Source organism: Ruegeria sp. K5 (genome assembly GCF_056531805.1).
Genome location: NZ_JBQFML010000001.1, coordinates 209,776 through 231,163, shown reverse-complemented (window position 1 = coordinate 231,163; position 21,388 = coordinate 209,776). Strand labels below are relative to the sequence as shown.

16 protein-coding genes are annotated in these 21,388 nt (G+C 60.1%); 4 read left to right on the top strand and 12 right to left on the bottom strand.

The window, feature by feature from the left end:
- Positions 1-5: 5 nt before the first annotated feature.
- From ACR0MO_RS01180 to yajC, 4 genes are read right to left on the bottom strand one after another with little or no spacing between them, the layout of a single operon-like run.
- Positions 6-752, bottom strand: a complete 747-nt coding sequence (locus ACR0MO_RS01180) for a TSUP family transporter (RefSeq protein WP_480626173.1) — start codon at positions 750-752, stop codon at positions 6-8.
- Positions 745-1,713 (bottom strand): protein translocase subunit SecF, encoded by a 969-nt coding sequence (secF, locus tag ACR0MO_RS01175; RefSeq protein ID WP_170449797.1) that lies wholly within the window; start codon positions 1,711-1,713, stop codon positions 745-747. The genes ACR0MO_RS01180 and secF overlap by 8 nt, the downstream gene beginning before the upstream one ends.
- Before the next feature lies 1 nt (position 1,714).
- Positions 1,715-3,376: a protein translocase subunit SecD gene (secD, locus tag ACR0MO_RS01170; RefSeq protein ID WP_170519499.1), complete on the bottom strand. Its 1,662-nt coding sequence runs from the start codon at positions 3,374-3,376 to the stop codon at positions 1,715-1,717.
- A 33-nt stretch (positions 3,377-3,409) separates the two neighbouring features.
- Positions 3,410-3,697 (bottom strand): preprotein translocase subunit YajC, encoded by a 288-nt coding sequence (gene yajC, locus ACR0MO_RS01165; RefSeq protein ID WP_480626174.1) that lies wholly within the window; start codon positions 3,695-3,697, stop codon positions 3,410-3,412.
- A gap of 201 nt (positions 3,698-3,898) precedes the next feature.
- Between yajC and ACR0MO_RS01160 the strand changes: the two genes are divergently transcribed.
- Together ACR0MO_RS01160 and serS are read left to right on the top strand one after the other, a co-directional pair.
- The gene (locus ACR0MO_RS01160; protein WP_480626175.1) at positions 3,899-5,557 is read left to right on the top strand and encodes a mechanosensitive ion channel family protein; all 1,659 of its coding nucleotides are present in this window, start codon (positions 3,899-3,901) and stop codon (positions 5,555-5,557) included.
- A gap of 86 nt (positions 5,558-5,643) precedes the next feature.
- Complete coding sequence (serS, locus tag ACR0MO_RS01155) at positions 5,644-6,936, top strand: serine--tRNA ligase (protein WP_480708366.1); 1,293 nt, start codon at positions 5,644-5,646, stop codon at positions 6,934-6,936.
- Positions 6,937-6,987: 51 nt separating this feature from the next.
- Here the strand turns inward: serS and ACR0MO_RS01150 are convergent, their stop codons facing one another.
- The 5 genes from ACR0MO_RS01150 to ACR0MO_RS01130 all read right to left on the bottom strand — a co-directional run bounded on the left by ACR0MO_RS01150 (position 6,988) and on the right by ACR0MO_RS01130 (position 12,354).
- The gene (locus ACR0MO_RS01150; protein WP_480872348.1) at positions 6,988-7,572 is read right to left on the bottom strand and encodes a helix-hairpin-helix domain-containing protein; all 585 of its coding nucleotides are present in this window, start codon (positions 7,570-7,572) and stop codon (positions 6,988-6,990) included.
- Between the two features lie 86 nt (positions 7,573-7,658).
- A complete protein-coding gene (locus tag ACR0MO_RS01145; protein WP_480889346.1) occupies positions 7,659-8,645 on the bottom strand; it encodes a fatty acid desaturase in 987 nt (328 codons plus the stop codon).
- Between the two features lie 163 nt (positions 8,646-8,808).
- A complete protein-coding gene (der, locus tag ACR0MO_RS01140; protein ID WP_170628547.1) occupies positions 8,809-10,272 on the bottom strand; it encodes a ribosome biogenesis GTPase Der in 1,464 nt (487 codons plus the stop codon).
- Between the two features lie 48 nt (positions 10,273-10,320).
- The gene (locus tag ACR0MO_RS01135; RefSeq protein ID WP_170449781.1) at positions 10,321-11,643 is read right to left on the bottom strand and encodes a PQQ-binding-like beta-propeller repeat protein; all 1,323 of its coding nucleotides are present in this window, start codon (positions 11,641-11,643) and stop codon (positions 10,321-10,323) included.
- Between the two features lie 39 nt (positions 11,644-11,682).
- Positions 11,683-12,354 carry a hypothetical protein gene (locus tag ACR0MO_RS01130; RefSeq protein WP_170449779.1) on the bottom strand — a complete coding sequence of 224 codons (672 nt, stop codon included), beginning with the start codon at positions 12,352-12,354 and terminating at the stop codon, positions 11,683-11,685.
- Positions 12,355-12,578: 224 nt separating this feature from the next.
- Between ACR0MO_RS01130 and ACR0MO_RS01125 the strand changes: the two genes are divergently transcribed.
- Both ACR0MO_RS01125 and ACR0MO_RS01120 read left to right on the top strand, forming a co-directional pair.
- Positions 12,579-13,811, top strand: coding sequence for an efflux RND transporter periplasmic adaptor subunit (locus tag ACR0MO_RS01125; protein WP_170449777.1), 1,233 nt, complete (start codon positions 12,579-12,581; stop codon positions 13,809-13,811).
- Positions 13,808-17,587 carry an efflux RND transporter permease subunit gene (locus ACR0MO_RS01120; protein ID WP_170449775.1) on the top strand — a complete coding sequence of 1,260 codons (3,780 nt, stop codon included), beginning with the start codon at positions 13,808-13,810 and terminating at the stop codon, positions 17,585-17,587. The genes ACR0MO_RS01125 and ACR0MO_RS01120 overlap by 4 nt, the downstream gene beginning before the upstream one ends.
- Before the next feature lie 58 nt (positions 17,588-17,645).
- Here ACR0MO_RS01120 and ACR0MO_RS01115 read toward each other — a convergent pair whose 3' ends face one another.
- The 3 genes from ACR0MO_RS01115 to ACR0MO_RS01105 all read right to left on the bottom strand — a co-directional run bounded on the left by ACR0MO_RS01115 (position 17,646) and on the right by ACR0MO_RS01105 (position 21,327).
- On the bottom strand, positions 17,646-17,969 hold the full coding sequence (locus ACR0MO_RS01115) for a hypothetical protein (protein WP_480781083.1): 324 nt from the start codon (positions 17,967-17,969) through the stop codon (positions 17,646-17,648).
- A 108-nt stretch (positions 17,970-18,077) separates the two neighbouring features.
- A complete protein-coding gene (locus tag ACR0MO_RS01110) occupies positions 18,078-19,883 on the bottom strand; it encodes an ABCB family ABC transporter ATP-binding protein/permease (protein ID WP_480889344.1) in 1,806 nt (601 codons plus the stop codon).
- A gap of 76 nt (positions 19,884-19,959) precedes the next feature.
- Positions 19,960-21,327, bottom strand: coding sequence for a LysM peptidoglycan-binding domain-containing protein (locus ACR0MO_RS01105; RefSeq protein ID WP_480626181.1), 1,368 nt, complete (start codon positions 21,325-21,327; stop codon positions 19,960-19,962).
- Between the last annotated feature and the right edge of the window lie 61 nt (positions 21,328-21,388).

The window sequence follows — 21,388 nt, the reverse complement described above, 5'->3', positions numbered from 1 at the left end:
GGTATCTATCCCCAAAGTGGCAGGCCGGACAAGGCCGCCAGCGCAATCGCCAGATAGGCGGCGGCACGGTAGAGGTGCTCGCGGTCGGGTCGGAACAGCCAGCCCCCCAGCCAGTTGCCCAACAGGTTTGGCACGGCCAGCGCAAACCCCAGCCCCGCGGCGGCCAGCGTTACCTGCCCCATGCCGGTGAGATAGCCCAACAGCAGGAAGTCAAAGGCAAACAGGAAAAGCAGGATGGTTGCCCGGATTACTTCCACAGGCAGCGGGCGCGACATGTAGAACAGGATAACGGCTGGTCCGGGCAACCCCGCAACGCCGCCCAGAAATCCAGCGGCACCGCCGATACCTGTGACCATCGCGCGGCCGACACGGCCGTGATAGCGCAGGCCCAGGATCAGAATGGCGAGCATGATCAGGGCAAGGCCGCTGACCGCGTAGCGAAACACTTCGGGGTCGACTTGCGTTAGTACCCACAGGCCGACCGGCAGAATCGCGGCGCAACCGATCACCAAACGTGCCAGATCGCCCTTGTTCACCGCGCCCCAAGCCCGGCGCAGGTTCGGCAAGGGGCCGAAGATATCCATGATGGTCAGACCGATCAGAGCCCCGAAGGGGCCCAGATAAGGCGTGGCGATGGGCAGGAAGACCAAAGCGGTTCCGAATCCCGAAAAGCCGCGCACGACCCCGCCCAGAAACGCTGCAAAAAAGATAACGCCCAGACCCTGCGGGGACTGGCCGAAAACCTCAGGCATCTATGTTGGCAAACTGGTTGCCGGCGGTGTTGGATGGCTTGGACCAGTCACGCTTGACCCCCAGCCACAGCAGGATGGTCGAGGCCACAAAGACCGACGAATAGGTCCCCACGATCACGCCCCAGATCATCGCAAACACAAACCCCCGGATCACGTCGCCGCCCAAAACATAAAGCGAGATCAGCGCCAGCAAGGTTGTGACCGAGGTCATCACTGTCCGACTGAGCGTTTCGTTGATCGAGATGTTCAGAACTTCCTTGAGGTCTTTCTTCTTGTACTTCCGCAGGTTCTCCCTCACCCGGTCGAACACAACCACGGTGTCGTTCAGAGAGTAGCCAACGATGGTCAACAGGGCTGCTATAATGGCCAGGTCGAAGCGGATTTGCAGTTCCGAGAAGATGCCGATGGTCAGGATCACGTCATGCACAAGTGCGGCCACCGCCCCCAACGCAAACTGCCATTCGAACCGCAACCAGATATAGACAAGCACGGCACCGATGGCCAAAGCCACGGCGATGACCGCCGTCTGGATCAGTTCGCCGGACACTTTCGGGCCGACCGATTCAACCGAGACAAATTGGATGTCGGGGATCACAGTTTGCAACGCGCTTTCAACCGCTGTGATTGTCGAAGCTTCAACCGCTTCGGCATCGGCCTGCGCCTGAATGCGGATCATGGCGACGTTTTCGTCCGGCCCGAATGTCGGGTCAAAAATCTCGGTGATCGTGACATCGCCCAATTCCAGCGGCGCGATGGCGTCGCGGTAGGTGCCCACGTCAATCGGCTGAGCGCTTTCGGTGCGGATCGTGGTGCCGCCCCGGAAATCGATGCCGAAATTCAGACCTTGCAACAGGAATGAAACAAAGGCGATCACCATCATCAAGCCCGAGATGCCCAGCCAGACTTTCCACCGGCTGAAGAAATCGAACGAGGTTTCCTGGGGTACGAGTTTCAGTCTCATGTCAAACCTCGATCATTTTCGGACGGCGGCGTTCGAACCACATGACCACCATCAGGCGCGTCACGAAGATCGCAGTGAAGACCGAGGTGATGATACCCAGCCCAAGCGTAATAGCGAAGCCCCGCACCGGACCGCTGCCCATGGCAAACAGGATGGTCGCAGTGATGAATGTGGTGACGTTGGCGTCCAGAATGGCCGACAGCGCCTTTTCATAGCCAAGCTCGATGGCGCGGGCCGGGCCTTTGGCGGATTTCAGTTCCTCGCGGATGCGTTCAAAGATCAGAACGTTGGCATCCACCGCCATACCCACGGTCAACACGATCCCGGCGATGCCCGGCAGCGTCAGAGTGGCCCCGATCAAGGACAGCAAGCCGAACAGCAGACCAACGTTGATGATCAGAGCGATGTTGGCAAAGATACCGAACAGCCCGTAGCTGAGCGCCATGAAGACCAGCACCGCGGCGAAGGCCACGATTGTGGCGACTTTACCGGCGTCGATGCTGTCTTGGCCCAGTTCAGGGCCGATGGTGCGTTCTTCCAGAAAGATCAGCTCGGCGGGCAAGGCCCCTGCCCGCAGCAGGATGGCCAGATTGGTGCTTTCCTCGACCGAGAAGTTGCCGGTGATGATCCCCGACCCGCCCGGAATGTGGCTTTGGATGACCGGGGCCGAGATCACCTCGTCATCCAACACGATGGCAAAGGGCGCGCCGATATTGTCGCGCGTGTAGTCACCAAATTTGCGCGCACCTGATGTGTTGAAACGGAAGCTGACCGCCGGACGACCATTCTGATCGAAGGATGGCTGCGCGTCCACCAGTTCCTCACCCGTCACGACCGGGGCGGATTCGATGATGTAGTAAACACCGCTTTCGTCGATTGAGGGCACGACTTCCTGACCAATACCAGCAACCGCATCCGGGTCGGTGCCGCGATTGACCACAGGGTTGAAGGTCAGCTGCGCCGTCGTTCCGATGATGTCTTTCAACTCTCCGGCGCTGCCGATCCCCGGCACCTGGATCAGGATACGGTCCGCGCCCTGGCGCTGAATGGTGGGTTCGCGGGTTCCGACCTCGTCAATCCGGCGGCGGACAATCTCAAGCGATTGGCGCACGGTGCGGTCGTCTGAGGCCAGTTTTTCAGCCTCGGACAGTTGCACGACAATCGTATCCCCGTCGGCGAAGGCTTCGATGTCGGTCGCGCCGACCCCGGTCAGGGTTTGCACCTGACGGGCAAGACCGCGCACAACCTCTAGCGCGCGGGGCATCCCCTCGGGCTGGCTGATGCGGACGCGAATCTGATCGGGGGCCGAGTCCTGACGGCGGATGGTTCCAACTGTCGCCCGCTCGTCCCGCAGGGCGTCGCGGATTTCCGGCCACATGCCCTCCATCCGGGATTCGTAGACATCCTCGACCTTAACCTCGGCCAGCAGATGGGCACCGCCGCGCAGATCAAGGCCCAGATTGACCAGAGACGAAGGCAGCCAGTTGGGCCATTGTTCGGCTTGCGCCTGATTTTCGGGGGTGTTTGCGCCCAGCTCAATCGCGGCTTTGGCGTCGTTGGATTGTTCGACCCGCGTGTAAAACGCATTTGGCAGGGCAAGGATCAGGCCGGTCACGCAGACCAGCCAGATCAGAACCCGCTTCCAGGTATCAATTTGCAGCATTACCCTGCCTTTTCAAGGAATTGTCAGGCGAAGTTACTTCGCAGGTTCGGTCTTGTTCAGAACCTGGGCGATGGTCGATTTGATCACGCGCACCTTCACACCTTCGGCGATCTCGACCTCGATCTCGTTCTCGCCTTCCTTGACCTTGGACACTTTGCCAATCAGACCACCCTGTGTGACGACCTGATCGCCCCGGCGCACGGCCTCGACCATGGCCTGATGTTCCTTCATCTTCTTTTGCTGCGGACGGATCAGCAGGAAATACATGATCGCGAAGATCAGGATCAGCGGGAGAAACTGGGCGATTGCGCCACCTTCCATGGGATATTCCTTTTGCTTTGTGTTGCGGCACCGTTCCGCAAATTTGGCGGGAACCTATGCGCTGATATGTCTGTTTGCAAGCAAAGGCGGCGGTGTGACCCACCTGAACGCGACCCTGTCACCGCAAGAACAGTCAAAGCGTTGCAGATATGTCCTAGGAACATGGCCCAAACCGGGTATAGTCCGGGGTAAGGGGGACATATGGCACGGCAATTCAAGCCCTTCCTTTTGTTACGTTATTTCCTGGCCGCTTTGGCGGTGATCCTGTGGTTTGACGGTCCTGTCCGGGCACAGGACGCACCTGCGGAAGCGACCGCGCCTGAAACGGCTGAATCAGAGGCCTTTATGGCCCCGGTCATTGTGGACGGGGACATCCTGTTTCAGGTCCGCGGCTCAAGCGCCCTGCCCGCGCCCGAACGGGCCGAGGGTGTTCAGAACAAGATCATCGAAATCGCCGAAGCCTCGGACGCGACCGAGGTCGCAATCAGCTTTGAAGAAACCGACTTTGGCACCTGGATTCTGGCAGATGGTGAAAGGGTCTCAATCGTCACCGAAGCCGATGCCGAATTGGATCAGATGGAGCTGAGCGTTGTCAGCGTTCTGCACGGCAATGCGATCAAGCAATCCATCGAAGCCTACCGCTCGAACAGAACGGATCAGGCGCGCGTGTCGGGCGCGATCGAAGCTGCGGCCTGGACCTTGGGCTTTATTGTCTTTGTCGTCGCCATCCTGTGGCTGCATCGCAGGATCCGACGGCGCACCCTGAAATTCGTCAAACGCCACCTGAAGGACGTTGAAACCGCCACCGCCAAAAGCGTTCAGGCCGAGGCAATTGCTGCCCTGGTACGCTATGGGCTGAATTTTGTCCTGCTGGTGATCTTCTTTCTGGGCTTTTACTACTATCTGTCCTTCGTCCTGCTTGCCTTTGCCGAAACCCGCTATTTCGCGCAGTTGCTTCTGACCTACCTGACGGAACCCGTCCTTCTGATCTTCAAGGGCATCCTCAGCTATATCCCGAATATGATCATGCTTGGCCTGATCACCTGGGTAACGATGTATATTATCAAGGGCATGCGGGTGTTCTTTGACGCGGTCGAAGCGGGCTCGTTCGAGTTGGGGGATTTCGAAAAGCACTGGATCAACCCAACCTTCAACATCGCTCGGGTGGTTGTGATCCTGATCGCGCTGGTCTTTGCTGTGCCCTATATCCCGGGCTCGGATTCCGCGGCGTTTCAGGGGCTGACCATTCTGGTGGGTGCGATGCTGTCGCTTGGCGCAAACTCGGTCGTGTCGAATATGCTGGCGGGGCTGTTTGTGATCTATCGCCGCTCGACCTCGATCGGGGATCGAATTCAGATCGGGGATCACATTGGTGACGTGGTGCAGATCAAGCTGATGGAGACACATCTGAAATCCATCAAGAATGAGCTGATCTCGATCCCCAACGCGCAGCTGATGAATTCGGATGTGGTGAATTTCTCGAAGAAAACCGACGGCAGCGGTCTGTTGCTGCACACCACTGTCGGCATCGGGTACGAGGAACCGCCCGAAAAGGTCGAGGCGATGCTGATCGAAGCCGCCCATCGCACCAAGGGGATCAAGGCCAAGCCTGAACCCTTTGTATTGTGGACCGCGCTGGCCGATTACGCGATCAATTATCAGATCAATGGGTACACCACACGCGGCAGTATTATCCCCAAAATCCGGTCAGACCTGCACCGCAACATCGTGGCTGTGTTTAACGAGAACAATGTGCAGATCATGACCCCGTCCTACATGGCCGACCCGCCCGAGCCGAAGATCCCAGCCGGGGATTGGGATGGTCATCTGGCGCATCACGAAGAGACGCCAGACAGTTAAGCGCAATTTGGTTAACCAGCGCTACACCCTTCCAGCCATATGGTGCATAAGCAGCTTTAGTGATTCACGCATTAAGGATCTGAGACATGCACGACATCCGCGCCATTCGCGAAAACCCTGCCGCCTTCGACGCCGCTCTTGCGCGCCGTGGGGACGCGCCGGTGTCGTCAGACCTGCTGCGCCTGGACGAAAGCCGCCGCGCCAAGATTCTGGCGGCTGAGACGGCGCAGGCCGAACAGAACAAAGCCAGCAAAGAGGTCGGTGCCGCCAAGGGGCGCGGAGATGAGGCGGAATTCGAACGCCTGCGCACTCTGGTCGCCGAAAAAAAGGCCGAGATTGCGCGGATGCAGACCGAAGCCAAGGATCTGGACGCGCTGCTGACCGATCAACTGGCCCGCATCGCCAACCTGCCTGCCGAGGATGTACCCCAAGGCGCGGACGAAAATGATAATGTCGAGGTGAACCGCTGGGGCACGCCGCGTGCGTTCGATTTCGCTCCGAAAGAACATTTCGATATTCCCGCAGTCGCCGCCGCAATGGATTTCGAGACCGCCGCCAAGACCAGCGGCAGCCGGTTTGTGAACCTGTCAAAAGGTGTTGCGCGTATCCACCGCGCCTTGGCCCAGTTCATGCTGGACACCCATATCGACAAGAACGGCCTGACCGAGATGCAGACCCCCGTTCTAGTCCGGGACGAGGCGATGTATGGCACCGACAAACTGCCGAAATTCGGCGATGACAGCTATCAGACCACCAATGGCTGGTGGCTGATTCCGACCTCTGAGGTCACACTGACCTATTCGGTATCCGGGGATATTCTGGACGAGGCCGCCCTGCCCATCCGCATGACCGCCCACACCGTCTGCTTCCGGTCCGAGGCTGGCAGCGCCGGTAAGGACACTGCCGGTATGCTGCGGCAGCACCAGTTTGAAAAGGTCGAGATGGTCTCGATCACTCATCCGGATAAATCGGACGAGGAACAAAAACGGATGCTGCGCTGCGCCGAGGACCTGTTGGAACAGTTGGGCATCCCCTACCGCACCGTTGTCCTGTGCACCGGTGATATGGGATTTGGCGCGCGCCGCACCTTTGACATCGAGGCATGGCTGCCCGGTCAGGATACCTATCGCGAGATCAGCTCGGTCTCGACCACCGGCGATTTTCAGGCGCGTCGCATGAATGCCCGTTTCCGCCCCGAAGCGGGTGGCAAACCGGAATATGTCCACAGCCTGAACGGCTCGGGGCTGGCCGTGGGGCGCTGCCTGATCGCCGTGCTGGAGAACGGGCAGAACGCAGATGGCACTGTGACCCTGCCCGAGGTTCTGGCCCCCTATCTGGGCGGCAAGCGGACCCTGCAAACAGACGGTACGCTGGGATAAGAAAACCGGTGCTTCGACAAGCGCCGGTCTTTCCAAAAGGGCGAGGAAGGCTTACTTCTTCGCCTTTTTCTTATCCTTCTTCTTATCTTTCTTTTTGCTGTCCTTCTTGCCAGCGTCTTTTTTCTTGTCGTCCTTCTTGGACTTCTTGTCCTTCTTCGACTTGGCCTTCACCTTGTCCTTGGCTTTCGAGAACGCGGCCTCCATCTCGGCACGTTTCTTGGCGGCCTTTTCAGCCTTTGCTTTTGCCTTGGCCTTCTTCTTGGCCTTCGCCTCGGCGGCTTCGGCCGCAGCCTTTTCAGCCGCAGCTTTCTTCGCGGCCTCTTCCGCGCGTTTTTCGGCGGCTGCTGCGGCGACTGTCTTGCGGGCCGCGGGGCGTCGCGCCGCAGCTTTGCGCGGCGTCGCCCGACGTGCCGCTGGCGCGCGCTTGGCGGCAGGCTTGGCGGCGGCGGGTTTCGCAGCGACGGCCTCTTTCGCAGCAGCAATCAGCACAGCGGCCCGTGCCAAACCTATTCTGGGGACCTTGACCAGATCTTCGGGCTTGGCTTTCGCCACGGCCTCGGCTGTCTTGAAACCGTTCGCGGACAAGGCTGTGGCAAGCGCTTCTCCCACGCCCTTAACATCGGCCAATGCGGTCATTATGGGTCCTTTCTCTGTCTCCCTGCACATCCGTATATACACAGGATATACAATCCTTCAAGTCGTGATGCTGTCCCGTTGCGATCTCACCTGCCGTGAGCCAGCTTGGCGCCCTGCCGCTGCTTAGGAAACGGCACCAAACGTTTGGCGTCTTCGTCCCATAGCTTAAGGGTCAGCGCGGCCACAGCTTCGGGGAATTTGATCCGACGCGGGGTGAATTCTGGCGGCAGGTTATAGTGACACGCCCGCAGCCGGTAGGACGGGATGCGCGCGTTGAAATGGTGGATGTCGTGCAAAGTGATGCAGGCAACCGCATTGTCGAACCACCACCCGAAATCCAGAGCAGACGATCCTTGCAAGGCCGCCAGCTGAGGGTCCAGATCAGGCCGACGATCCCAGTATGTGTCCTCGAAATTATGCTGCAGGTAGACAAGAAATACGCCCAGCATCCCCCCGAGCAGAGAGAATACCAGCCAGACCAGAATGCCCGTCGTGCCCGCAATCAACCACAGAAGCCCCAGGAATACGACGATGGAAAGGTTGTGCAGCACAACCCCCTTCACTCCGAACCGAACGGTGTTCTTGGGCCAGCGATAGCGGATGAAATAGGTAAACAACGCCCCAACCGGCACGAGGATGAACGGGTTGCGATAAAGTCTGTAGAACAGGCGCTTTTTCCAATCCGCCTCATTCCATTCCCGCAAGGTCATCGTATGGATCTCGCCGGTTTCGCGGTGCTCCAGATTGCCAATTCCGGCGTGGTGCAGGTTGTGGTTCTGCTTCATCACCTCGAACGGAGCGAAGGTGAAAGGCGACAGGCCGTGCCCGGCCCATTCGTTCTGTTGCCGTGTCTCAAACAGCGAATGATGCCCGCAATCATGTTGCAGCACGTAAAGACGCACTGCCGAAAAGGCAAAAACAATCCCCGCCGGAACCATGATGTACCAGCGATCCACGTATGTGATCGCCAGCGCCAGCGATGCGAAATACACCGCGAAGGTCCCAAAATAGCTCAACGCTGCCAGTTTGTTGTCCTGAACCGCGTATTGTCTTGTGTATTCCCTAAGATCCATCCAGCCCGCTCCCCACGATGGCCCGACAAAAATTAACCCAAAAATATGCGCGGAGTGTCCGCGTACAAGCAGCGCACACGAAACAAATGCACGCAACTGAATGCTAGCGCGGGGAAAAGGCGCTGTCACGCCCCGAGGCTAAAAACGCTGAAAATTGGCGCAGTTACGCCTTACCCTTGAGATGTTTGGCCAAAGCACCCGCATTTTTCTTGCGTCGCCCCTTGTAGGGGTTCTTGTCGCCCTGCCCCCTCAGGGTCAGGCGGATCGGTGTGCCGGGCATGTCAAAATCTTCGCGCAGACCATTGACCAGATAGCGGGTGTAGCTGGCGGGCATCTTGTCGGGATGCGAGCACATGACCACGAAACCCGGCGGGCGGGTCTTGGCCTGAGTCATGTAGCGCAGCTTGATCCGGCGGCCCTGCGGGGCTGGCGGTGGGTGCTGTTCCAGCATTGCGGTCAGCCAGCGGTTCAGCGCAGCGGTCGGCACGCGCCGGTTCCAGATGTCGTGGGCGCGCAGGATTGCGGCGCGCAGACGCTCGAGCCCCCGGCCCGTTTTAGCAGAGACGGTGATCAAAGGCGCGCCGCGCAGTTGTGGCAGCAGGCGTTCGAAGGACTCTTTCAGCTCGCGCAGTTTTTCCTGCTTGTCGTCTTCGATGTCCCATTTGTTGACAGCGACAACCACGGCACGGCCTTCGCGTTCGGCCAGATCGGCAATGCGCAGGTCCTGTTGTTCGAACGGAATCGCAGCATCCAATAGAACCACGACAACCTCGGCAAATTTCACGGCGCGCAGCCCGTCAGAGACCGAGAGCTTTTCCAGCTTCTCTTGCACCTTGGCCTTTTTGCGCATGCCCGCGGTGTCGAAGATCCGCATCGGGGTGCTGTCCCCATCAGGGTCGGCCCAGTCGATGCGCAGGCTGATGGCATCGCGGGTAATCCCGGCCTCGGGGCCGGTCAGCAGGCGGTCTTCGCCGATGATCTTGTTGATCAGCGTGGATTTACCGGCATTCGGACGCCCAACCACCGCAACCTGCAGCGGCTTGGCGGCGGTGATCAGAGGCGTTTCACCTTCGCCATCCTCATCCAGCTCGATATCGGTTTCGGGGGTATCGTCCTCGGCCTTGTCCTCAGCCTCATCCGCCAGCGGCATAAGTTGGGCATAAAGGTCCGTCATCCCTTCGCCATGCTCACCCGACAGGCGTACGGGTTCGCCGAGGCCCAGGTTATAGGCCTCCAAAACACCGGCATCCGCTGCGGACCCTTCGGCCTTGTTGGCTGCCAGAATCACGTGTTTCGAGCGTTTGCGCAGAATCTCGGCAAACATCTCATCCGTTGGGGTCAGACCGGTCCGCGCGTCGATCATGAAAAGACAGACATCGGCCATGTCCACCGCACGCTCGGTCAGACGGCGCATCCGGCCCTGCAGGCTGTCATCGGTTGCATCCTCAAGCCCAGCCGTGTCGATCACGGTAAAACGCAAATCGCCCAGACGCCCTTCGCCCTCGCGCAGGTCACGCGTCACGCCGGGCTGGTCGTCGACCAAGGCCAGACGTTTGCCCACAAGGCGGTTGAACAGGGTGGATTTGCCCACATTCGGGCGCCCCACGATGGCGAGGGTCAGCGACATGTTCTCAACTTTCAAGACTCAAGAAGCGCCCTTTAGCGCATCTGAACGTCAACGGAAAGCGTGTAGATCGCCCTTGGTCGAAACGACATACAGCGTCTGCCCCGCCACAACTGGTGAGGTGGTGGCCCCGCCCGGAACCTCGACCTGGTAAATCTGCGATCCGTCGACCGGATTGAAGAAGCGCACATAGCCATCGTTTGAGGACACGACAAGACGTCCACCCGCCAGAATCGGGCCGTAGTGGGCCACAATCGGTCCGCGCCGTCCGGGACGGTCTTTGACAAAACCCGGTAGGTCCTGTGCCCAGATGATCGAACCATCAGCAGCGTTCAGGCGCACCAACTGGCTGCGGTCGCTGATCAGGAAGATGCTGTTGCCCGCAGGCCAGACCGTATCCACCGCGCCTTCATCGGCGGTCCAGCGACGTTCGCCCGAACCCGCGTCGAATGCGACGGTGCGCCCGGAATGGTTGCCGATATAGATCGTGTCGCCCGCCACCATCGGCCCACCGGTCACGTCGATGATCTGCGCTGCGGCCCGTCCCCGGCGCCCGCCGGCAACCGACGCGTTCCAGCGGCGGATACCGCCCCGCCGGAAGGTGGCGGCAATATCACCGGAACCAAAGGCAAAAACAGCAAGGTCCGAGGCCAGAACCGGGGCCGGAGCGCCCAGAACGTTGCCGACGCTCGGCGTGCCTTCGATCTGCCAGGCAATCCGGCCGTCTTTGGTGTCGATGGTCCAGCCGGTTTCGTCCCCTGCGACCAGATACAGCAGCCCGTTCGCAACCAGGGGCGATCCGCTGCCTGTGGCGTTCAGGCGTTTCTGCCACCGGATCGCTCCGGTTCGTGCATCCATCGCGGTCAGGCGGCCAAAGCCAGAGGAGACGTACAGAACACCGTCGGCATAGGCCATGCCGCCGCCGGTCGCGTCCACATCACCGTCATTTCTGGGGATCAGGTTGGTCTCCCACACAACCTGCCCTTGCGGCGAAACCGCTGTCACGGTCGCGACCGCGTCCAGAGTGTAAATCAACCCTCCGGCCACGACAGGTTCGGCGGTGATGCGCTGTTTGCGCGAGTCGCCCTTGCCGATCGGGGCCGACCAGATCCGCTGCGGCGTACCACGCAGGGCCGCGTTGGTGGTGCGGAAAGCCGGGGTTCCGGCACTCTGCGACCAACTGGAGTTGGCCGTTTGCGCTGGCAGGCTGATCGGCTGAGACCCGCGCGTTTCCACAACCTCGGTGTCCGAGGCAGGCCGGATGTCTTCGCGAGCGCCGGGCAGAATGGACTCGGGCTCTTCACAGGCGGCCAGGGCAGTAAGGGCAATTGCCGCAGCCGGCAATCCCATACGGGAAAATAGTCGTGTTACCATGTCAATCCGAACTCGCCTGTCCTTTATTATACCGCCAGCTTAGCCCTGTTGTGCCACCAACGGGTCCGGCTCGCCCCCCAGGGCGACAATCAACTGCGCAGCGCGTTGCTGCAAATCTACGCCCACCTCGGCATCCTGCCGCAATGCCTGCAAACGGGTCAGCGCCGCGTCAACCTCACCCTCGGAAATATCGATCAGGGCCAGTTGCTCTTCGGCCAGCAGGCGCAGCGGTGCGCCCGGCGCGGCCAGAGCCTCGAACTGCAGGCGGCGATCTGCGGCAGGCAACGTATCCGCTTGCAGCAACAGTGCCTTGAAACTTGCAATCGCCCGGTAAATTTCCGGCAAATCGCCCTGCACGGCAATTGCGTTCAGGCTGGCAACGGCGTCCTGTTCGGATCCGGCATCCACCTGCGCGGCGGACAACAGCATGCTCAGAACAGCATCACCGCCCGGCGATTGTGGCTGAACCGCCTGCAATTCGGTCGCCCGCGCAGCAGAATCGTTCTCCTCAAGCGCGGCAAGGATTTCGTCGCCCAGCTTTTGCGCCTGAGCCGTATCGCGGGACTTGCGAACCTCGTTGAAAGCGGCCCCGCCGACGACCAGTATGACGGCAACAACACCGACCCAGCCCCATCGGCGCAACAGCAGATACATGCGGTCACGGCGTACCTCTTCTGTGACCTCATCAATGAAACTGTCGGTGTCGCTCATCCCTGCCCCCGGGCTGTGTCTTCTGCTTTCGTGCGCCATGTCATACCCCGGCACCACGGCCAAGCCAAGGCCCGGATTGTGCACAATACCGTAGCGGCAGTCCGCTCTTGCGCAAAAAAGTGAACCGAACTATTCAGTTTAGCGTAGAAAATATACATGTCCGCCCCCATTTTCAGACATGTATGTCAGGTCCGCCTGACGTGAAATTCTGGGAGAAGTACCTTATGCGGTTGATTTCGTTCATCAACGCCCTTTTGGTCATTGTTGCACTGTATTTTCTTGTGTTCGAGCGTGACGCGCTGTTTGCGTTTGCCGGACGGGGTGACGCCGAGGACTCTTCCACAACCGAGGGCGAAGCAACCCAGGTTGCAGCCGCAGATGAAGCAATTATTCGCGTCGTCGCGGTGCGTTCGCAAGCGCGCGAAATCGACAGCGCCGTGCTGCTGCGTGGACAAACCAAAGCCAACCGGCAGGTTGAGGTTCTGGCCGAAACAACCTCGACCGTTGTCTCGGAACCCAAACGCCGGGGTACGTTTGTAGAGACCGGCGATCTGCTGTGCGAACTTGATCCGGGCACGCGCCCTGCCAGCCTGGCGGAAGCCATGGCCGGAAAACTGGAAGCCGAAAGCCGCATTCCCGAGGCCGAAGCGCGGCTGGAAGAAGCGCACGCGCTTGTAGCCGAGGCGCAGATCAATCTTACTGCCGCCCAGAAACTGTCAGAAACCGGGTTCGGGTCCGAGACCCGGCGCATTTCCAGCGAAGCCGCGATGAGCACTGCCGAAGCCGGCATCAAGTCCGCCGAAGCCGGGCTGGAAGCCACCCGCGCCGGGATCGAAGCTGCCACAGCCGAGGTCGAAGCCGCACGGCGTGAGATCAACCGCTTGACCATCGAAGCCCCGTTTCAGGGCCTGCTGGAAAGCGACACGGCAGAGCTTGGCAGCCTGATGCAGCCCGGTTCGCTATGCGCCACGGTCATCCAGCTTGACCCCATCAAGCTGGTCGGCTTTGTGCCGGAGACCGAGGTCAACCGCGTGCAGGTCGGTGCCGAAGCCTCGGCGCAACTGGTTACCGGGCGGCAGGTTGAAGGGCGCGTGACATTCCTAAGCCGGTCGGCGGATGAAACCACCCGTACCTTCGAGGTTGAGATCACCGTACCGAACCCCGATCTGACCATCCGCGACGGCCAGACCGCAACGATCCGCATTGCAGCCGAAGGGGCCAAGGCACATTTGCTGCCGCAATCGGCGTTGACACTGAACAATGAAGGCCAGTTGGGCGTGCGCACCATTGGCGCGGGCGATGTGGTCGATTTCATGCCGGTCCGCGTATTGCGAGATACCGCCGATGGCGTCTGGATTGGCGGATTGCCGGAAAAAACTGATATAATCGTTGTCGGACAAGAATTCGTGACCCGGGGCGTCACCGTCGCCCCGACCTATCAGGAAGCGTCACAATGACAGGTATTGTTGCTTGGGCCGCTGATCGGGCCCGAATGGTTCTGGCCTTTATCGCCATCTCGCTGGTCATCGGCGGGTTTGCCTATGTCAGCTTGCCAAAAGAAGGCGAGCCGGATATCGAAATCCCGGCGTTGTTTGTGTCGGTCCAGTTTCCGGGCATCTCGGCAGAGGATTCCGAAAACCTGCTTGTCAAACCGATGGAGACCGAGCTTGCGGATCTTGACGGTCTGAAAGAGATGACGGCAACCGCCGCCGAAAGCTATGCCGGTGTGGCGCTCGAATTCGACTTTGGCTGGGACAAGACGGCCATCATGGCCGACGTGCGCGATGCCATGAACAGCGCGCAGGCCGAGTTCCCCGAAGGGGCCGAGCAATATTCGCTGCACGAGATTAACTTTTCCGAATTCCCCATCGTCATCGTCAACCTGACCGGGGCCGTGCCCGAACGCACAATGGCCCGCGTGGCCAAGGACTTGCAGGATGAGCTTGAGGCACTGGATTCGGTGCTGGAGGCCGGTATTGCGGGCAATCGCGACGAATTGCTTGAGGTCGTCATCGACCCCCTGCGGCTTGAAGCCTACAACGTCACAGCAGCCGAACTGATCAATGTCGTGCAAAACAACAACCAGCTGATCGCAGCGGGTGAAGTTGAAACGGCGCAAGGCACATTCTCGGTCAAGATCCCCTCGTCCTTCAAAACCGCGCAGGATGTCTATGGGCTGCCGGTCAAGGTCAACGGTGACCGGGTGATCACGCTGGGTGAACTGGCCGAGATCAATTACACCTTCGAAGACCGCGAAGGCACGGCACGGTTCGATAATGTGCCGACCGTCGCGTTACAGGTGGTCAAGCGGAAAGGGTTCAACCTGATCGACACGGTCGAACAGGTCAAAGCAACCGTTGCCGAGGCGCAAAGCAAATGGCCGCCAGAACTGCAAGCCGCCGTGGATGTCGGCACGTCGAACGACCAAAGCCGCATCGTGGGATCGATGGTCAGCCAGTTGGAAGGCTCGGTCCTGACAGCGATTGCGCTGGTGATGATCGTTGTGCTGGCCTCACTGGGGTCACGCGCCGCGTTGCTGGTGGGTTTCGCCATTCCCACGTCGTTCCTTCTGTGTTTCGCGTTCCTGGCGGTTATGGGCGTCAGTATTTCGAACATTGTGATGTTCGGTCTGATCCTGGCGGTTGGTATGCTGGTGGATGGTGCGATTGTGGTGGTCGAATATGCCGACAAGCGCATCAAGGAAGGCGTCGGCCCGATGCACGCCTATGTCGAGGCGGCGCAGCGGATGTTCTGGCCCATCGTCTCATCCACTGCGACAACGCTGTGTGCTTTCCTTCCAATGCTGTTCTGGCCCGGCGTACCGGGTGAGTTCATGGGGATGCTGCCCGTCACCCTGATCTTCGTTCTGTCCGCCTCGCTGATCGTTGCGCTGATCTACCTGCCGGTCATGGGCGGCGTGTCCGGCCGCCTGAGCCGTGTCTTTGACCGCTGCTCGAATTGGCTGCGGGCCCGCACGCCGTGGTGGCTGCGTGCGGTGTTGGTGGCCCCTTCGTTCTACCTTGTGTTCCTGGGCGCAATGCAGGTGTTGAACCCGAACTACCTTGTGCCGGGTGGTGGTTCCTTCATCGGCGCTGTCATGATGATCTTTGGCGCGTTCGCCGGATCGGTCACGCTGGGTGCGGCCAAGATCGAACGCAAGCCGGACACCAAGATTCATACCGCGAAAGAGCACACGCCATTCGGCTATTTCATCAAGTTCCTCGTCGGCAACCCGATCATGCCGATTGTGTCCATCGCCGCCGTCGGGTTTGCAGTGATGACCGTGATGACGATCTTTGGCGAAAACAACCGCGGCGTTGAGTTCTTCGTCGAAAGCGAGCCCGAGCAGGCCACCGCCTTCGTAAGGGCGCGGGGCAACCTGTCGCTGGCGGAAAAAGACGCCATGGTTCTGGCCGCCGAACAGGTAATCGCGGCCCATCCTGCGGTAATCAACGTCTTTTCCTTCGCCGGTGAAGGCGGGTTGGACCAGAACAACGGCGGTGCACAGGACCCGGCGGATACCGTCGGGCGCGTTCAGTTCGAGATCATCCCATGGGAAGACCGCCCGAACATCTCGGAACCCATTCTGGGTGGGTTGTTTGATCGCCACTTTGTCGCCCCTGAATATGACGGCGACTATGTGCTGGACGAGCTGAATACCCAACTGGCCGAACTGCCCGGCTTCGTGGTCGAGATTCTGCCGCTGGAACAAGGGCCGGCCTCGGCCAAGCCCGTGCATCTGCGGATCAAGGGTGATGGTTGGGACAGTCTGACAAGCGCCACTCTGGCCGCGCGTGAGGCGTTCGATACCATGCCCGGCCTGATCAAGATCGAAGACACTCTGCCCCTGCCCGGCATCGACTGGCAGATCGACGTGGATGTCGCCAAGGCGGGTCGGTTCGGGGCCGATGTGGCAACTGTTGGGGCCATGGTGCAACTGGTCACGCGCGGTATCCTGCTGGGTGAGATGCGCCCCGACTCCACGGATGAAGAGATCGAGATCCGCGTCCGCCTGCCCGAGGAAGACCGCGTTTTGTCCACGCTGGACACCTTGAAAGTCCGCACGCCTGACGGGCTGGTGCCGCTGTCGAACTTCGTGTCGCGTCAACCCGTGGCGAAGCTGGCCGAGATCAACCGCATCGATCAGGAGCGTTACTATGACGTCAAGGCCGATGTCGAACCCGGTCTGAGCAAGGTGGTGACGGATGGCCCCGATGGCACAGACAAACGTCTGGCCGTTCTGCGCGCGCTTGAGGATGGTGCCGCGCCTTCGGCCTCGACCCTGACAACGCCGGACGGCAAGCAGTTCGACCTTGTTCAATTGACCGGTGCAGGCAGCGTCGATGAGCTGCGCGGCGTGATCGACGCAGGTGACGCCCGCATCAGCCTGATCAATCCAAACGAACGTATTGCTGTTCTGACCGAGTGGCTGCAAACCGACCCGTTCGATCCCGCAATCAGCTGGGAATGGACCGGCGATCAGGAAGAACAGGCCGAAAGCCAGGCCTTCCTGTCCAGCGCGTTTCTGGCCGCTTTGGGACTGATGTTCGTGATCCTGTTGGCGCAGTTCAACAGCTTCTACAACTCGGTTCTGGTGCTGTTGGCGGTGGTGTTGTCCACGACCGGCGTCCTGATCGGGATGCTGGTGATGGAGCAGCCCTTCTCGATCATCATGACCGGCACCGGGATCGTTGCGCTGGCAGGCATCGTGGTGAACAACAACATCGTTCTGATCGACACCTATCAGGAATACAGCCGCTATATGCCCCGGATCGATGCCATCGTGCGCACGGCCGAGGCCCGGATCCGTCCGGTTCTGCTGACCACGCTGACCACAATGGCCGGTCTGACACCGATGATGTTTGGCCTGTCGCTGGATTTCGTCAATGGCGGCTACACCATCGACAGCCCCACCGCGCTGTGGTGGAAGCAACTGGCGACCGCCGTGGTGTTTGGTCTGGGTATCGCGACCGTGCTGACCCTGATCGTGACGCCATCCTTCCTGGCGCTACGCGTCTGGGTAACAACCTACGCGGTTTGGCTGGGCAAGCTTCTGGCACGGGTGTCCGCAGGCCGTTCCAGCAGGATCGCGCAGGACATGGCAATTGGCCGGACCGCGCGCGCCATGCAATCGACCGAGATTGTGTGGGACGATCAGCCTCTGCCCAATCGGGTCGAACCCGAGGATCGCCCCGACACCCCGCCCGGCGCACCGCTGAAAGCCGCAGAATAAAGCAAAAGGGCGAACCGCAATGGTTCGCCCTTTTCAATAGTCCGGTCCGTGGTCCCGATTATTCGGTGAACGTGTATTCACCCAGATCACACAAATCCAGGCCGAAATCTTCGTAGGTACCGCCGTCATCGAAGACGCCGCGAATGTCATAAACGCAGGTGCTCAGGCCGTCGGCGATCAGAACCTCGACCTCGTAACCCGATGCCAGATACCCGTCGACCAACAGATCTTCTTCCCATTCATCGGACGAGCTTGTTGAAACGTTGAATTCAACCAGATCCGAGCTGGTTTCGTTAACCAGCAGGAAGTTAAGATCTTCGGCTTTGGCCGCTGTGCTCGACACTAAAAGCACAGCGGTCAGCGCCGCCGTAAACTTATTCATAGATATATCCTTTGTTGAACTTCGCCGCAGCATTTCGCTGCGTCGATCCTGCATTTCATCGCAGGGGAGAAAGGTCAATTCAAAGCTCAACCGATTTGAGCGAAAGCCTCAGGCGGCCTGACTGTCGGATTGCTGGCGGCTCCACAGTTGCGCATAGCGCCCCTCGCGGGCCAGCAATTCGTCATGGGTGCCCTGCTCGATGATCTCACCGGCCTCCAGTACGACGATGCGGTCGGCCTCGGCTATTGTGCTCAGCCGGTGGGCAATGGTGATCACCGTGCGCCCTTCACCCGCGCGGGCCAGTGCATCCTTGATGTCCTGCTCGGTATCCGTATCAAGGGCCGAGGTCGCCTCATCCAGCAACAGGATCGGCGGGTTCTTCAGTAGCGTGCGGGCGATCCCAACGCGCTGCTTTTCTCCGCCGGACAGTTTCAGCCCCCGCTCGCCCACTTTGGTGTCATAGCCTTCGGGCAAGGAGGCAATGAAGTCGTGAATCTGTGCCGCCCGTGCGACCGCTTCGACATCTTCCTGCGTCGCGCCATCCCGGCCATAGGCGATGTTGTAGCGGATGGTGTCGTTAAACAGAACCGTGTCCTGCGGCACAACGCCGATGGAGCCGTGCAAGCTGGTTTGGGTCACGTCCCGCACATCCTGCCCGTCGATTTTCAGAGCCCCTCCGGTGACGTCATAGAAACGGAACAGCAGGCGTCCGATGGTGGATTTCCCGGACCCGGTCGCCCCAACGATTGCCACCGTCTTCCCTGCCGGAACGGTCAGAGACACGCCTTTTAGGATTTCACGATCCGGGTCATAGCCAAAACGGACGTCCTGTAACGTCACCTCACCGCCGTTGACGTTCAGCTTGGGCGCATCGGGCTTGTCTTTGACCTCGGCGGGTTGTTCCAACAAGTCGAACATCTGCCCCATATCGACCAGAGCCTGCCGGATTTCACGATAGACAGTGCCCAAAAAGTTCAGCGGCACGGTAATCTGGATCATGTAGGCGTTCACCATCACGAAATCGCCTACGGTCAGCGACCCGTTCTGCACCCCGACGGCCGCCAGAACCATAACCCCGATCAGACCACAGGTGATCAGAAAGGACTGGCCGAAATTCAGAAAGGCCAGTGAATAGGCCGTCTTCAACGCCGCCCCGGCATAGGCCTTCATCGATACGTCGTAGCGTTCGGTCTCGCGCGTTTCCGCGTTGAAATATTTGACGGTTTCAAAGTTCAGAAGGCTGTCGATGGCGCGTTGGTTGGCTTCGGTGTCCTGATCATTCATCTCGCGCCGCAGCTTTACGCGCCATTCGGTGACGACGAAAGTAAAGCAGATATAAAGCGCGATGGTGACCGCCACGACCACCAGATACCAAATGTCGAACAGCCACATCAGGATGACGGCGATCAAGAGCAGTTCCAGGATCAGGGGCCCGATCGAGAACAGCAGGAACCGCAGAAGAAAATCGACGCCTTTGACCCCACGCTCGATGATGCGGCTCAGGCCGCCGGTGCGGCGGGTGACGTGGTAGCGCATCGATAACTGGTGGATATGCCCGAAGGTCTCAAGCGCAAGGGCACGCAGGGCGCGTTGACCCACCGGGGCAAAGGACGCATCGCGCAATTGCTGAAACCCAACTGTCATCATGCGGGCAACGCCATAAGCGACGGTCAACCCGACCGCGCCCAGCGCAACGGGCGGAACCCCTTCCCCCGCCAACGCATCAACGGCCCCTTTATACAGGATCGGTGTATAGACCGCGATCAGCTTGGCCAGCACCAGCATCGACATCGCAATGACGACCCGGCGCTTCACCCAGGGCTCATCATCCGGCCACAGGTAAGGCGTGACCTTGCGGATCGTGCGCCAGCCCGACTTTCGCTCGTCGATTTCGGCCAATTCCTCAGATGTCATTGGGACCGTCCGTCTCATCACGTACCTTGTCTGCGGTCAGAGATATACTCTGGCCCCAAAAGGGCCAGAGGTTTCTTTATTCAGGGATCGTGAAGACCTGCCCCGGATAGATCAGGTCCGGGTCCCGGATCAGGTCGCGGTTGGCATCAAACAACCGGACATACAGAATGCCATCACCAAAACGCTCGCGCGAAATGGCCCATAGCGTGTCGCCCTTTTGCACAGTGACCGAGCGGATCGGGGCCGCCTGTTCCGCAACCTCTTCCGAAGCCGTCGCCTCGGCTGCTTGCAGAACTTCCACCGGCTCGCGTTTGAAGGGCGTTTCCACCCGGCTGATGACGGTGCCATCGGTGGCAACCTCATCCACCCGCAAGGTGTAGACGCCCGGATCGATACCCTCCAACTCACCCCGCCAATTGCCATCATCGGCAGGTGTCAGGTCCGCAACCAGACGGTTGTTCAGGTAAAGGCGAACGGCAGAGCCTTCGCTGACGCGGCCTGTCAGTTCGACCTCACCGGTGTCGGAATAGCCAATCGTATCCAACTCGACCTGTTGCGGTTCGCTGGCAGATGCGGATGGTGACTGAACCAACTCAACCCCCTCTTCGCCCGAGCGTAGAACGGCAATCTGTTGATCGTCGGCTTCATCCTCGACCGGGGCGGCTTCGGCAACCTGCGTGTCTTCAGCAGGCTGTTCCGGTTGCGCCGGGGCATCGCTGCTGTCCGCTTCGGTTGGTGCCGCTGGCGCTTCCTCCGGCTCTGGCACCGGATCGGCGCTGGCCACCTGTTCGCCTTCAACCGGTTTCGGCAGCGCCGCAATCAGGTAGTCATCCGACTGCGCAGTTTGCTGGCCGTCCGAGGTTTGCAGCACCAGCCCTTGCGCATCATCGCTGAACGGGATCGACACGAACTCGGCAAACTGCCCGCTGCTGTCCACGGTGAAGCTGTGAAGCGGTTCTCCGTCCAGCAGCACCTGAATCTCGCTGCCGGGCGCGGCCTCGCCGGACAGAAGCGCATTGCCGTCTTTTTCAACGAAAATCTGATCTAGGACAGGAGCGGCGATTGCGGGGGCCTCGGCCACCTCTTCGGTGGTTTCCGCCTCGGGCTCTGCTTGGGTTGGCTCGTCGGTCGCGGTATCGGCAACCTCGGGCGCGGGCTGTTCGGCGGGCTCTTCCGTGGCGGCTTCGGCCTCATCCGACGCAATCTCGGCGGTATCCTGCGCGGGGGCTTCGGCTGCTTGCTCAGGCTCTGCTTCTTCAGTCTGTTGCTCGGTCTCGTCCGCCGGCACCGCAGCCGTTTGTTCCTGAGGGACGTCTTCCGGTGCCGGGGCCGAGGTGAAGACCCCGGACAGATACAGCCCGCCGGCCCCCAGAATTGCGATGATACCGGCAACCACCCCCCACACGAAGTTCCCCGAGCTTCCGTTTCCCGACTTGGCGTCCATTCTTTTCCTTTCGCTCCGCAGCGCGAAGGCATTCATTCCTAATGCGTTCCGGCGGACAGTT